The organism is Microbacterium sp. LMI13-1-1.1, from assembly GCF_040815625.1.
In the GTDB taxonomy this organism is placed as follows: domain Bacteria; phylum Actinomycetota; class Actinomycetes; order Actinomycetales; family Microbacteriaceae; genus Microbacterium; species Microbacterium forte.
Genome location: NZ_JBFPNL010000001.1, coordinates 200,769 through 214,426 on the forward strand (window position 1 = coordinate 200,769; position 13,658 = coordinate 214,426).

General features: G+C 67.7%; 10 protein-coding genes and 1 tRNA gene. 8 read left to right on the forward strand and 3 right to left on the reverse strand.

Annotated features, from left to right (window positions below; all coding sequences use genetic code 11):
• Positions 1-106 precede the first annotated feature (106 nt).
• Together MRBLMI13_RS00960 and MRBLMI13_RS00965 are read left to right on the forward strand one after the other, a co-directional pair.
• Positions 107-1,201 carry a YlbL family protein gene (locus MRBLMI13_RS00960; protein WP_367821080.1) on the forward strand — a complete coding sequence of 365 codons (1,095 nt, stop codon included), beginning with the start codon at positions 107-109 and terminating at the stop codon, positions 1,199-1,201.
• A gap of 46 nt (positions 1,202-1,247) precedes the next feature.
• Complete coding sequence (locus tag MRBLMI13_RS00965; RefSeq protein WP_309687253.1) at positions 1,248-4,145, forward strand: UPF0182 family protein; 2,898 nt, start codon at positions 1,248-1,250, stop codon at positions 4,143-4,145.
• A 102-nt stretch (positions 4,146-4,247) separates the two neighbouring features.
• On the opposite strand, the gene MRBLMI13_RS00970 is transcribed toward MRBLMI13_RS00965, so the two are convergent.
• Complete coding sequence (locus tag MRBLMI13_RS00970; RefSeq protein WP_367821078.1) at positions 4,248-4,838, reverse strand: hypothetical protein; 591 nt, start codon at positions 4,836-4,838, stop codon at positions 4,248-4,250.
• Between the two features lie 222 nt (positions 4,839-5,060).
• Here MRBLMI13_RS00970 and MRBLMI13_RS00975 point away from each other — a divergent pair, with 222 nt between their 5' ends.
• Positions 5,061-6,380, forward strand: a complete 1,320-nt coding sequence (locus tag MRBLMI13_RS00975; protein WP_367821076.1) for a hypothetical protein — start codon at positions 5,061-5,063, stop codon at positions 6,378-6,380.
• 4 nt (positions 6,381-6,384) lie between these two features.
• Positions 6,385-6,852 carry a hypothetical protein gene (locus MRBLMI13_RS00980; protein WP_367821074.1) on the forward strand — a complete coding sequence of 156 codons (468 nt, stop codon included), beginning with the start codon at positions 6,385-6,387 and terminating at the stop codon, positions 6,850-6,852.
• A 144-nt stretch (positions 6,853-6,996) separates the two neighbouring features.
• Here the strand turns inward: MRBLMI13_RS00980 and MRBLMI13_RS00985 are convergent.
• Positions 6,997-7,070: transfer RNA gene (locus tag MRBLMI13_RS00985), tRNA-Met, on the reverse strand.
• A gap of 78 nt (positions 7,071-7,148) precedes the next feature.
• Here MRBLMI13_RS00985 and MRBLMI13_RS00990 point away from each other — a divergent pair.
• Complete coding sequence (locus tag MRBLMI13_RS00990; protein ID WP_367821072.1) at positions 7,149-7,961, forward strand: carbon-nitrogen hydrolase family protein; 813 nt, start codon at positions 7,149-7,151, stop codon at positions 7,959-7,961.
• Positions 7,962-7,974: 13 nt separating this feature from the next.
• Here the strand turns inward: MRBLMI13_RS00990 and MRBLMI13_RS00995 are convergent, their stop codons facing one another.
• On the reverse strand, positions 7,975-9,174 hold the full coding sequence (locus tag MRBLMI13_RS00995; RefSeq protein WP_367821070.1) for an aminotransferase class I/II-fold pyridoxal phosphate-dependent enzyme: 1,200 nt from the start codon (positions 9,172-9,174) through the stop codon (positions 7,975-7,977).
• 100 nt (positions 9,175-9,274) lie between these two features.
• On the opposite strand from MRBLMI13_RS00995, the gene MRBLMI13_RS01000 reads away from it, so the two are divergent.
• The 3 genes from MRBLMI13_RS01000 to MRBLMI13_RS01010 are packed head-to-tail and all read left to right on the forward strand — an operon-like array spanning position 9,275 to position 13,634.
• Entirely contained in the window at positions 9,275-10,894 is a 1,620-nt protein-coding gene (locus tag MRBLMI13_RS01000) for a S1C family serine protease (protein WP_367821068.1), read from the forward strand.
• Positions 10,895-10,947: 53 nt separating this feature from the next.
• Positions 10,948-12,201, forward strand: coding sequence for a CDP-glycerol glycerophosphotransferase family protein (locus MRBLMI13_RS01005; RefSeq protein WP_367821067.1), 1,254 nt, complete (start codon positions 10,948-10,950; stop codon positions 12,199-12,201).
• Positions 12,198-13,634 carry a CDP-glycerol glycerophosphotransferase family protein gene (locus MRBLMI13_RS01010; RefSeq protein WP_367821065.1) on the forward strand — a complete coding sequence of 479 codons (1,437 nt, stop codon included), beginning with the start codon at positions 12,198-12,200 and terminating at the stop codon, positions 13,632-13,634. The genes MRBLMI13_RS01005 and MRBLMI13_RS01010 overlap by 4 nt, the downstream gene beginning before the upstream one ends.
• The last annotated feature ends 24 nt before the right edge of the window (positions 13,635-13,658 follow it).

Below are 13,658 nucleotides of genomic sequence, written 5' to 3' on the forward strand. Positions count from 1 at the left end.
TCTCAGCACGCCTAAAGCCGTGGCATCTACGCTAGTCACAGGATCGGCCGCGAGACCCCGAAGCGGGCAGATCGCTGTACGCCGCCCGCGAACGACGGAGGAACCTGTGGATCGAACCCGGCCTGTGAGGCTCGGACTTGGCGTCTGGGCGCTGGTCGTCGCGTTGATCGCGCTCGTCGTGCTGACCTTCCTCCCGACGCCGTACGTCATCCAGCGTCCCGGCCCGGTCTACGACACCCTCGGCACTGCGGCCGGCGCAGACGGCGAGCAGGTTCCCCTCATCCAGGTCGAAGGCACCGAGACGTTCGAGACCGCCGGATCGCTCGACCTCACGACGGTGCAGGTCGTCGGCAACCGCGAGCGCACACCGAGCTGGTTCGAGCTCGCGCTGGCCTGGATGGACTCCTCCCGAGCGGTGGTCCCTCTCGACTCGGTGTTCCCCGAGGGTGTCACGACAGAGCAGCGGGACGAACGCAACGCGACGCTCATGGTCGACTCGCAGCACGAGGCGACAGCCGCGGCGCTCAACGAGCTCGGCTACGACACCGGAGCCGAGGTCGTCGTGCAGGAGGTCGTCGAGGATGCGCCGGCCGAGGGCGCTCTCGAGGCGGAAGACGTCATCACGGCCGTCGACGGCACCGCAGTGGCCTCGGCCAAGCAACTGCGTCAGGCGATCCAGGATGCTGCCGGTGCGCCCGTCGAGCTCACCGTGCAGCGCGGCGGCGAAGAGCAGGTCGTCGAGGTGACGCCGGCGAAGCAGACCGACGGCGACGTGACGACGTGGCTGATCGGCGTGACCCTGCGCACGGATTACGACTTCGAGATCGATGTGACGCTCCAGCTCGACAACGTCGGCGGCCCGAGTGCCGGGATGATGTTCGCACTCGGCATCATCGACACCGTCACCGAGGGAGAGCTCAACGGCGGGAAGAACGTCGCGGGCACCGGCACGATCGAAGCCGACGGCACGGTCGGACCGATCGGCGGCATCCGGCAGAAGCTCTACGGCGCTCGTGATGCGGGCGCGGAGTACTTCCTCGCACCGTCGACGAACTGCGACGAGGTCGCCGGCCATATCCCCGACGGCCTGACCGTGATCAGCACGTCGAGCCTGGAGGAATCGCTCGCCGCGCTCGATGTGATCGCCGAGGACGGTGACGTCGGATCCCTGCCGTCATGCGACGTCGTGACCTCCCCGTGACAGGGATGACAGCCGCAGCACAGTAAGGCGTGCCTAGGATGGGACGGTGACCTCGACTTCTGCACCGAACCCGGCCACTCCCCGAACCTCGCGACGAATCTTCGGCATCTCGTTGGCGATCATCGCCGCGCTGATCGCCGCCTTCTTCGTCTTCGCGTCGCTCTACACCGAATACCTCTGGTTCGACCAGGTGGGCTTCGAGGGAGTTCTCACCACCCAGTGGATCGCCACGGCGGTGATGTTCGTCGTCGGATTCCTCGGCATGGCAGTGCCCCTGTTCGTGGCCATCCAGCTCGCGTACCGGCTGCGCCCCGTCTACGTGCGGCTCAGCTCGCAGCTGGACAGATACCAGGAGGTCATCGAGCCGCTGCGCCGCCTCGCGATGTGGGGCATGCCGATCTTCTTCGGTCTGTTCGCGGGCTTCTCCGCGGCCAGCCAGTGGAAGACCGTCTGGCTCTGGGTGAACGGCGTCGCCACCGACACCGTCGACCCGCAGTTCGGCGTCGACACCGGCTTCTACATGTTCGCGATGCCCTTCTACTCGATCCTCCTGGCCTTCGTGTCGGCGGTCCTGCTGCTCACCCTCATCGTGACCGCCCTCGTGTCGTACCTCTACGGTTCCGTCCGGATCGGCCAGGGCGAGCTGCGCATCTCGAAGCCCGCCCGCATCCAGCTCGCGATCATCGCGGGTCTCTACCTGCTCGTGCAGGCGGCGAGCCTGTGGCTCGACCGGTACAAGACCCTCGTCGCCCAGGACGACCGCATCGTCGGTCCTGCGTACACCGGTGTCAACGCGACGATCCCCGGTCTCGCGATCCTCACGATCATCGCGGCGATCGTCGCGATCCTCTTCTTCGTCACGGCGATCATCGGTCGCTGGCGCTTCCCCCTCGCCGCGACGGCGCTGCTGATCGTCGCCTCGCTCGTCGTGGGCGTCGGCTTCCCGTGGGCGGTGACCACCTTCCAGGTGGCGCCGAACCAGAACGCGTACCAGGCGGAGTTCTACCAGCGGAACATCGACGGCACGAAGGAGGCGTACGGGGTCGCCGACCTCGAGACGACGCCTTTCGAGGCCGAGACCGACGCCGAGGCCGGCCAGCTGCGTGAGGATGCCGAGACGACGGCATCCATCCGCATCGTCGACCCCGCCGTGATCAGCCCGGCCGTGCGCCAGCTCGAGCAGTACCGCGGGTACTACCAGTTCCAGCAGAACCTCGATGTCGACCGCTATGAGATCGACGGCGAGATGCAGGACACCGTGGTGTCCGTCCGTGACCTCGACATGGAAGGCGTCGATGTCAGCAACTGGAACAACCGTGCCGCCGTCTACACGCACGGCTACGGCCTGGTGGTCGCAGCGGGCAACCAGCGCACGTCCGACGGCGAGCCGGTGTTCCTCGAGCGCGGCATCCCGTCCGCGGGATTCCTCACCGAGCAGGAGAAGTTCGAGCCGCGCGTGTACTTCGGCGAGAACTCGCCCGAGTACTCGATCGTCGGCTCGCCGGACGGCACCGACCCCGTCGAGATCGACTACCCGCGCGGCAAGGACGGCTCGACCGAGACCAAGACCACGTTCGAGGGCGACGGCGGACCGCAGATCGGCAGCACCTTCACGAAGCTGCTCTACGCTCTGAAGTTCCAGTCGGAGCAGATCCTGTTCTCCAACCTGGTGAACGAGGACTCCCAGATCCTCTACGACCGCGACCCCAAGACGCGTGTGCAGAAGGTCGCACCGTATCTCGAGCTCGACAGCGACCCGTACCCCAGCGTGGTCGACGGACGCGTGGTCTGGATCGTCGACGGCTACACGACGAGCGCGACCTACCCGTATTCGACGAACGTGAGCCTGTCGGAGGCCATTGCCGACTCGAACCTCCCGTCGCCCACGCTCGCGATCGACGACATCAACTACATCCGCAACTCGGTCAAGGCCACGGTCGACGCGTACGACGGCTCGGTGACGCTGTATGCCTGGGACGACGAGGATCCGGTGCTGCAGACGTGGCAGAACATCTACCCGTCGACGCTGAAGCCGGTGAGCGACATGTCGGCTGATCTGATGAGCCACGTGCGGTACCCGACCGACCTCTTCAAGGTCCAGCGCGACATCCTCGGGATCTACCACATCGACACCGCCGGCTCGTTCGCGCAGCAGGACAACCGCTGGCAGACGCCCAACGACCCGCGCAGCGACGCGGTCCTGCAGCCGCCGTACTACCTGACGATGCAGATGCCGGGGCAGGACTCCCCGCGGTTCTCGATGTTCTCGACGTTCATCCCGTCGGCGACGGGAAGCGGTGGCAACCGCGACGTGCTGATGGGCTACCTCGCCGTCGACTCGGACGCAGGATCCGAGGCGGGCGTCAAGGCCGAAGGCTACGGTCAGCTGCGGATGCTCGAGATCGACACCGATACGACGGTGCCCGGCCCCGGCCAGGTGCAGAACACCTACAACTCCGACACCGCCGTGGTGCCGCAGCTCAACCTGCTGCAGCAGGGAGAGTCCGAGGTGCTCTACGGCAACCTGCTGACGCTTCCCGTGGGTGGCGGTCTGCTCTATGTGCAGCCGGTCTACGTGCAGTCCTCCGAGGGCACGAAGCTTCCTCGTCTGCAGAAGGTCCTCGTGGCCTTCGGAGACAAGGTCGCTTTCGAGGACACGCTGACCGCGGCGCTCGACACCCTCTTCGGGGGTGACGCGGGCGCGGCCGGTGGAGACGACCAGGTCGAGCCGACCGAACCGGATCCGGACACCGGTGAGGTCCCGACCGAGCCGACCGTGCCGACCGACGCCGAAGCCGAGGCCCTCGCGGCCGCGCAGCAGGCGCTGACCGACCGCGAGGCAGCGCTCAAGGAAGGCGACCTGACCAAGTTCGCCGAGGCCGACAAGCGGCTCACGGATGCTGTGAACACGCTGCTCGGATTGGAACAGGGCGCGGGGGAGTAACCCTCTGCAGTGCCGGATGCCGCTCCTCTCGAGGGGCGGCATCCGTCGTATCCGGCCAGATCGCCCGCGGTTCGGAAGTCGCCGCGTGAGAAGGCGGCTCGGTCAGTCCGCGTCGTAGCGGCATGTGACGGCGCCGGTGCCGCTCAGCTCGACGACCAGCTCGCCGTTCCAGAGGATCTGACAGCTCACGGTCGAGTCGGAGTCGTCGTCCGGAGCGGTGACGGCGATCTCCGCCGAATCCCCGGTGGTCGTGTACTGCTTCCAGCCGCTGGAAGCCCACTCCTCGTTGTATGACTGTGTGTCATCGGTGAACGAGACCGTGAAGGTGGGTCCGCCTGTGGCGCGCACCTCGACCTGATTGAGGCCGTTGCCGCCGAGGACGCCGACGGCCATCACGACGATCAGGATGAGATCGACGACGAGCGCGACCACTGCGACGATGACGGCTGCCGTTCCCGCGCGGGTCACCGCAGAGCGCGCACCTCGAACGCCCAGCAGGAAAGCCGCGATCGCCAGACACGCAGCTGCGGCTGCGATGGGGAGCAGAGCAGCGATCGGTAGGAAGAGCACGATCAGCGCGGCAGAGAGCAGCAGCGCCACGGCACCGGTCCAGATGCCGATGAGCGCGCGCCGTGATGAGCCGGATGCGGGCGCGCGACGGTTCCCCGCGGCGTTGTCGGGCGTCTGCGTCATTGTGGACCTCCGGGTCGTTGTCGTCCGCGGACCGCACTGCGATCGATGGTCGCGCCGTCCGGTTGGACAGTCTAACCAGGGCGCCGCGTGTGAGGCGGTCGTCGTGCTGCCGCGAGCGAAGCAGCCGGGCATTCGATTGGTCTCTCCGAGAAGGTGCCCCGATGATTCGAGAGGGACATACGGACGGCACTCATCGAAATCGAGACTGGGGGGGATCGAGACATGCCTGACTATTCGGAGCTGCCGGACATCATCGGCAAGATGAAGCGCGCTGCGATCGACTGTTTCATGGCGGATCAGGGCTTTCACCCGAACTGGGGTAATGACCAGATCTACGCGAAGTGGGGCTTCATGCTCAACTTCTACAATCGGCCGAACGCCGCTGGGGAGGGCGGCGGCGACGGCAACGGCGTGAACCACTCGGTCGCACCCGCGTTCGATGAGATCCGGGCGGCGATCGACTCGCGGGTCTCCAAGTGGTTGGACCTGCCCGACGGAGGCGACGCCTGCGATGCTCCGGCGAGTGCGACCTCTGCGGCGGCGGCCATCCTCGGCACATCCGGCGCGGGCGCATCGGTTCAGAACACCGGCGCGATCGGGACCGCCAACGACTCGGTGCACGAGATGATGGCCAACAAGATCGAGGGCAGCTTCAAGCCCGCCTTCATAGACAAGTACTACATCCAGTTCAAGTCCGTCACACACGGTCTGGGCGACGCCTGCGTCATCCTCCAACTCAACTACAGTGCTCAGGCCGCCATGTGGCCCGCCGCACGACAGGACGTGGTGTCGATCTGCGACAGTGCCCGCGCCGCCTGGGATCAGAAGGCGGGCAACGCGGCAGCCGCCAACGGCACCCTTGTGCTCACGGTCGTCGGGGCGGTAGCGGGGGTCGTGTCCGCGGTGGTGACAGCGGGTACGGGGACGGTGGCCGCAGCGGCGGTGCTCGCAGGTATCGCGGGAGCGGTGAGCAGCGGCGTGCAGGGGATCGCCCGCGACGTCGTCATCTCCGGCAACACCTATCTTGACATCCTGGAGTCGCTCGACGAAGCACTGACGAAGCTCGATGAGGCGCTCGAGGCTCAGGAGAACAAGCTCAACGACGCAATGACCGAAGCCGCGAGCATCATTCGATCCGACAACGCCACGTACAATCTGGACGCATTCGCGCTCGGGCCGTATCCGGTCGGCGACGGCACCATGAGCATGGACAGGAGCAACGCGACCGTGGTATCGAACAGCATGGGCAGGATCGATACGGAGCTTGCCAGCGCCGCAGCGACGCTCGGCAGCGCGCCGGGTGCGAACCCCACTCCGCGCAACGCCGGGGTCGGACGCTCCTCGAACGGCACCCACTACGCAGCAAGTGATCTCTATGCGCTGACGGCGCGTTGTCTTGCCCTCACCGTTGCCGAGTATGCCCGAGGTCACCAGCTGTTCGACGCGACGGTCGAGGACTACTTCTCGTCGGATGCGGCGGCTTCGCAGGAGGTCTCGCGCCTCCTCGCCGAAGAGATCCTCAGCGCGAACCTGGGGGTGTGAGCTGATGGAGAGTCGTCATCTCGGCCCGATCACCCTCGACGGCGGACCCGGCGGTGGCGCCATGAACGGCTCGGTGCCGTTCGAGGGGAAGGATGTGCAGGCGCGCATAGAGATCGACTACCCGGACCGCTTCGACGAGGCCGTGCTCAACGATGTCGACATGGTTCTCGACAATCTCGCGTTCCTCGACAGGATGGCACGCACCACCATCACCGAGGGAGTGCGACGCGACAGCTCGCCCGCGGCAGGCGTGTTCCGCACCTGGGAACAGGGCCGGGTGGGTGGCGGGTCGGAGGACGCCTTCGTCGACGGGCTCTCGGTCGCGCGTGTGCTCATCCTGCCCGACGGCGGGACCGCGAATAGGGATCGCGTGGTGATGAGCTATATCTCGGATGGCGCGCCCGCGCTCGAGAGCATCCGAGTGAAGTTCGTCGAGCCGACCGGTCCCGAACTCACGCGCAGCTACCGCTGACGTCTCGTAGTCATCGCAGACGCCTCGCGGCCGATCGCTCTCGATGAGCGTCGGCCGCGAGGGCTGCCGGTGGATGCACGCATACGAAAAAGCCCCTGATCAGGATTTCTCCCGATCAAGGGCTTTTCTTGTGTCGCATTCTCGTTGCGGGGACAGGATTTGAACCTGCGACCTCCGGGTTATGAGCCCGGCGAGCTACCGAACTGCTCCACCCCGCGGCACGTTTTATAGCCTAACACGGGAATCAGGAGTCCGCGAATCGAGGCGCGGCAGGCGCGATGGGGGAGGATGTGAGCATGACCGAGACCGCTTCCGCCGCCGTTCCCGTCGCCGTCTGCCAGTTCGCGCCGACGTCGTCGCGAGAAGGCAATCGCGACCGCATCGCGGAGTTGACGGCGGATGCCGCGGCGCGGGGTGCGCGGCTGATCGTCTTCCCCGAGTACTCGAGTTACTTCGTGGATCCGATGGACGAGTCCCTTGCGGCGAATGCGGAGAGTCTCGACGGTGATTTCGTGTCGACGCTGACGGCGCTCGCGGCGGACCACGGCGTCGTGATCGTGGCGGGTCTCGTCGAGACTGCCTCGGACGCCCAGCATGTCCACAACACCGTGGTCGCCGTGCGCGGTGACGGGATCCTCGCGAGCTATCGAAAGCAGCACCTGTACGACGCGTTCGGCCAGACCGAGTCGGACTGGATCGAAGCAGGCGATCTGGGGGCCGCCACCTTCGAGCTCGCCGGCATCCGCTTCGGGCTGTTGACCTGCTACGACCTGCGCTTCCCCGAGGTGTCGCGCACCCTGATCGACGCCGGCGCCGACGCCCTCGTGGTGCCGGCCGAATGGGTGCGCGGTCCGCTCAAGGAGCATCACTGGACGACGCTCCTGGCAGCGCGAGCGATCGAGAACACCGCGTATGTGATCGCCGCCGACCATCCGACCCCGATCGGCGTCGGTCACTCGCAGATCGTCGATCCGCAGGGGGTCGTGCTCGCCGGGGTGGGAACGACCGAGGGCATCGCGGTCGCGGCAATCGAGCGGGCGACCATCGAGCACGTGCGCGCTGTGAACCCCTCGCTGCGGGTGCGCCGATACGCCGTCGGACCGCGCTGACTCGGCCGAGAGGTCAGAAGCTCGACACGAGCCTCGTCGCCGCCTCCTCGAGGATCTGCACGCGTTTGCACGCCGCGAAGCGCACCAGTCCGGCGTAGTCCGCTCGGTGCGCCTCCGACACGAAGGCAGTCAGCGGGATCGCCACCACTCCCGCGCGCTCGGGGAGCGCGCGGCAGAATTCGGCCGCATCCGCTCCGCCGAGCGCTGACGCGTCGGCGACGGTGAAGTAGCCGCCCTGCGGCGCGAACACGGTGAACCCCGCATCACGGAGTCCCTCGCCGAGGATCTCGTGCTTGTGCGCCAGCGTCGCCGCGGCACCCGCGAAGAAGTCGTCTCCGAGCCGCAGACCCACCGCGATGGCCGGCTGGAAGGGCGAGCCGTTCACATACGTCAGGTACTGCTTGACCGTCAGCACCGCGGTGATGAGCTCCGCGGGGCCGTGCACCCATCCGATCTTCCAGCCGGTGGCCGAGAACGTCTTGCCCGCAGACGAGATCGTGAGCGTGCGCTCTGCGGCGCCGGGGAGCGTCGCGATCGGGGTGTGCGGACCTGTGAACGCAAGATGCTCGTAGACCTCGTCCGTGACGATGATCGCGTCGTGCAGCTCCGCGAGACGGACGACCTCCGCGAGCACCTCGCGATCGAAGACGGCACCGGTGGGATTATGGGGATCGTTGATCAGGATGATGCGTGTGCGGTCGGAGACCGTGGCCGCCAGGCGCTCGAGATCCGGCTGGAAGTCGGGGGCTCTCAACGGCACCGTGCGCAGTCGGGCACCTGCGAGAGCGACCGCGGCCGCATAGGAGTCGTAGTACGGCTCGAAGACGACGACCTCGTCGTCCGCGCTGTCGATGAGGGCGAGCAGAGTCGCGGTCAGCGCCTCTGTCGCGCCGGCCGTCACGATCACCTCGCGCGAGGGGTCCGCGTCCAGTCCGTAGAAGCGACGCTGGTGCTCGCTGATGGCGTCGAGCAGATCGGGGGTCCCTCTGCCGGGCGGGTACTGATTCATCCCGCGGGAGATCGCCTCCCTGGCAGCCGCGAGCACCTCCGCGGGGCCGTCCTCGTCAGGAAACCCCTGCCCGAGATTGATCGCACCGGTTCGAGCCGCAGCAGCGGACATCTCTGCGAAGATGGTGGGCGCGACGCTTCCGTCTGGTGCGAGCAGACCGGCTCCCGCTGCCGTGCGCCGCCATGCTCCGGGGATGACACTCATGAAGAACAGGCTAAGGCCATAGGTGAAACTCATCTTCGCCATACGAAACGCACAGATACAGGCGTCACTCTAAGAGGGCGTTGTTGAAGGAGCACACACCATGAACGAAGACAGCACCCAGGACCACTCGGCACCTGCGTCGAATGACGCAGCGCCGTCCACCGAGGCAGCAGAGGTCGTCGACCGTTCGACGACGGATGCCGCCGCTGAGACCCCAGGCACCGTCGCCGCTCCGGGGCCGTACCAGGGACACCATGTCCCCCCGACGTTCGCGTCGTCGCCGGCACCGGCATTCGAGGCTCCGAGCGCCCCGGTCGCACCCGCGGCCCAGACGGTGCCCCAGCCCTACTTCGGAGCTCCCGGACATCAGGCAGGACAGCATCAGCCAGGACCCCAGGCCGGACAGCACCAGGCACCCGTCGGCGGCCCGACCGCGACGTCGCCCGGTGCAGCATTCGGTCTCCACACCGCGGCCGAGCCCGGCCAGCCGGTCGATGGCTCCACGAAGGTCAAGGAGACGAAGCCCCGCGCCGGAGTGAAGTTCGCCGCGATCGTGCTCGCGGCCGCCCTCGTCGGCGGCGTCGCGGGGTTCGGCGGCGGAGCGATCCTCAACGGGATCTCGGATCAGGGGTCGACGGGCGTCGCGCAGGGCCCCGAGACCATCACCGTCAACAACCCCGGGTCGGTCAACGAGACCACCGCCGTCGCGACCGAGGCACTCCCGTCGGTCGTCACGATCGAGGTGGCGGGCTCCGACCAGGGTGGCAGCGGGTCGGGCGTCATCATCAGCGACGACGGCTACGTGCTCACGAACACCCACGTGGTGACCCTCGGCGGTGCCGTGGCCGATCCGACGATCCGGGTCACCACCTCTGACGGCCGCATCTTCTCGGCGACCGTCGTCGGGACCGACCCGATCTACGACCTCGCCGTGATCAAGCTCGAGGATGCGACGGATCTCACTCCGATCGACTTCGCCGACTCGTCGAAGCTCAACGTCGGTGACACCGCGGTGGCTCTGGGAGCGCCGCTCGGTCTGTCGAACTCGGTCACGACCGGCATCGTCAGCGCCCTGAACCGCAGCATCCAGATCGCGTCGTCCGCTCTCCCCGATTCGTCGTCGGAGGATGCTCCGCAGAACGAGCAGGAGACGCCCGAAGAGGGCGAAGGCCCCTTCCAGTTCGACCTGCCTGGCAACACCTCGCAGCAGAGCTCGGAATCGATCTCGATCGCCGTGATCCAGACCGATGCGGCGATCAACCACGGGAACTCCGGTGGTGCGCTCGTGAACGCCAAGGGCGAGCTGATCGGCATCAACGTCGCGATCGCGAGTTCCGGGAGCTCGGAGGAGTCGGGCTCGATCGGAATCGGGTTCGCGATTCCCGCCAACATCGCCCAGCGCGTGTCGGAGGAGATCATCGCCGATGGTGCGGCCAGCCACGGCCTGCTCGGAGCGTCCGTCAGAGACGCCGCCAGCGTCGAGAACGCCGACGTCTCGGGGGCGTACATCGCCGAGGTCACCGGGGGCGGCGCTGCCGCGGCCGGCGGGCTGAAGGCCGACGATGTCGTGACCGCCTTCAACGGAGTGCCCATCACGAGCGCCAGCGACCTCACGGCGCAGGTGCGCGCGGCCGCCGCGGGCAGCGACGCCAAGGTCACCTACATCCGTGGAGGCAAGGAATACGAGATCGAGGTCACCCTGGGCGAGCTCGCCGGCTGACTCGGGCGATCCCGCTCACCGAGAAGGGCGTCACCCCGCGATAGGCTCGCGGGGTGGCGTCCTTCTCTTTCGGCTCCGGCAATGCGGCCAAGCTGCTTCGGATACCGCTCTACCTCGCAGGGCGCGCCGGCACGCTCGTCATCCCTCGTGGCACGCGCTGGGTGTTCGGGTGCGGGGCCGGCGTCGGAGACGGGGCTCTCGCCCTGCAGCGCCTCGTCGCGGCCGAAGGGCACGACACCGTGTGGCTGACGTCCTCCGAGCGGGAGGACAGCGACGCCGCGGCGCTCGGCATCCGCACGACGCGCAAGGACAGCTTGCGAGGCTGGTGGGCCACGGCGCGCGCCGGCGTCGTCGTGGTGACGCATGGACTCGGCGACGTGAACCGCTATGCGGTGTCCGGTGCCTTCGTCGTGCAGCTGTGGCACGGCATCCCGCTCAAGCGCATCGGTCTGGACTCGCCCGCGACCACTCAGGTCCCGGACATCCCCGGGGCTCCGGTCCTGCGCCGCCTCATCGGCATCCTCTACCGGCGTGCGGCTCAGCGCATCCGAGTGCTGCCGGCCGCGTCGCACCGTTCGAGGGGGCGTCTCGAGTCGGCCTTCGCGCTCGGTGACGGCCGAGTCGTCGTCACCGGCGAGCCGCGTGTCGACGTGCTGTCGTCGAGTGACCCGATCGAGCGTCGGGCGAAGGCATCCGACGTTCTGGACCGTGCGCTCGGCGGACTGCCGACCGGCTCTCGGATCATCCTCTATGCGCCGACATGGCGTGACGGAGCTGACGACCCGGCGGTCCCGACGGCTGCCCAGTGGGTGCAGATCATCCGGGTGCTCGAAGAGAGTGACGCTGTGCTGCTCGTTCGCTCCCACCCGCTCGGCGAGGGCGGGTACGCGCCTCCGCTGCCCAGCCGACGGGTCAGGATGCTCGGATCCGGAGTGCTCTCCGATGTCACGCCCGTGCTGCCGGCGGTCGACGTCCTGGTCACCGACTACTCGTCGCTCGCATATGACGTGGGGCTTCTGCGGATGCCGGTGCTCTTCCTCGCCCCTGACGCCGAGGACTATGCCCGCACGAGAGGCTTCTACGGCCGATTCCAGGACGTCGCGGGCGAGGACGCCCCGACGAGTTGGGACGCGCTTCTGCCGCAGCTGTCGGCGCTGCTGGACGATGACGACGTCTTCGCCGCGCAGTCCGAGCGTTCCGGTACGCTCAGCGCGGAGATGCACGCCTTCCGCGACGGAGGCAACACCCGGCGCGTCTACGAGAAAATCCGTGCGCGGGGGATCCCCGCGCCGAAGGGAGCAGCATGACCACGGCCAGGATCGATGAGGCGGCAGAGACGCTGGTCATCGCAGGCGCCGGTCAGCGCCCGACCACGGCGGAGCTGATCGGGCCGCGGGCCCGTGTCGACGCTCGGGTCACCGGCGGAGGGAAGACCTGGAAGGCGACGTTCCCGCTGCGCGCGTCGCGGTGGGGCGGCCCGGAGCTGCCGCTTCCCACGGGGGACTACGAGCTGCGCATCGCGGGTGCCGAGTTCGGTGATCTCCTCATCGCCCCGGAGGTGCTGGCGGGTGTGCGGATCGCCGTCGACGGCGCGACAGTGCGGATCGCTGCGCCGATCGACCCTGCGTATGAGACGAGTGAGGGGCAGGCGACCCTCGAGGGGCGATATGTCGCGCATCCCGGAGCCACCGAGAACGCGGTCTTCTTCGAGAGCTTCTACGGCCGCACCGTCGGCTGCAACCCTCAGGCGATCGACCGCGCCCTCTTCGCGCAGGCACCGGATGTCGTGCGCTACTGGAGTGTCGTCGACCTGTCCGTGGCGGTTCCGGACGGGGCGATCGCGGTCGTCGAGGGCAGCCCGGAGTGGTGGCGGGCCCGTGCAGCGTCGCGGCTGCTGGTCGTCAACGATTGGCTGCGTCGCAGGTTCGTCCGCAAGCCGGGGCAGAAGGTGCTGCAGACCTGGCACGGCACTCCGCTGAAACGGCTCGCGCTGCACCGACCCGGATTCGACCCTCGCCGCATGGCGGCCGTCGTCAAGGAGTCGCGCCGCTGGGACGTGCTTCTGGCGCAGAACACCTACTCGGAGCGCATTCTGCGCAAGGCATACGCGTTCTTCGGACGACCGATCTGGGTCGAGGGGTATCCGCGGAACGACGCACTCGTCACCGGTGACGCCGCCGGCATCCGCGGCGACCTCGGCATCGCCGACGGCGAGCGGGTGCTTCTGTACGCCCCCACGTGGCGCGATGATCTGACCGAGATGGTCGACTTCATCGACCCGGAGGAGCTCGCCAGGCAGACGGACTCCGTCGTGCTCGTGCGTGGTCACTCGCGCACGATCGACACCGGGCGGGATCGAGCCGGTGCCCGTGTCATCGATGTCACCGGGTATCCCGAGACCTCGAAGCTCCTGCTCGCGGCCGACGTCCTGATCACCGACTACTCGTCGGTGATGTTCGATTTCAGCGTCACGGGAAAGCCGATGTTCTTCCTCGTGCCGGACCTCGATCACTACCGAGGAGAGCTCCGGGGGTTCTACTTCGATCTCGCGACGCGAGCGCCGGGGCCGCTCGTGCACTCCCAAGACGAACTCGTCACCGCGCTCGCCGACAGCGCGCATGAGAGCGTCTACGCCGAGCGCTATGCCGCCTGGCGGGCGCAGTTCAACTCGCGGGACGACGGGCACTCGGCGGAGCGGGTCGTCGCGCGCATCCTCGACCAGGGGTACGTCACCAGGTGATTCGACCCGCACCGCCGGCGGTGC

Bases quoted from the DNA above. Each gene is read 5' to 3' on its own strand.
- MRBLMI13_RS00970 (WP_367821078.1), bottom strand. From the start codon at position 4,838: ATGACGCAGACGCCCGACAACGCCGCGGGGAACCGTCGCGCGCCCGCA.
- MRBLMI13_RS00975 (WP_367821076.1), top strand. From the start codon at position 5,061: ATGCCTGACTATTCGGAGCTGCCGGACATCATCGGCAAGATGAAGCGC.
- MRBLMI13_RS00980 (WP_367821074.1), top strand. From the start codon at position 6,385: ATGGAGAGTCGTCATCTCGGCCCGATCACCCTCGACGGCGGACCCGGC.
- MRBLMI13_RS00990 (WP_367821072.1), top strand. From the start codon at position 7,149: ATGACCGAGACCGCTTCCGCCGCCGTTCCCGTCGCCGTCTGCCAGTTC.
- MRBLMI13_RS00995 (WP_367821070.1), bottom strand. From the start codon at position 9,174: ATGAGTGTCATCCCCGGAGCATGGCGGCGCACGGCAGCGGGAGCCGGT.
- MRBLMI13_RS01000 (WP_367821068.1), top strand. From the start codon at position 9,275: ATGAACGAAGACAGCACCCAGGACCACTCGGCACCTGCGTCGAATGAC.
- MRBLMI13_RS01010 (WP_367821065.1), top strand. From the start codon at position 12,198: ATGACCACGGCCAGGATCGATGAGGCGGCAGAGACGCTGGTCATCGCA.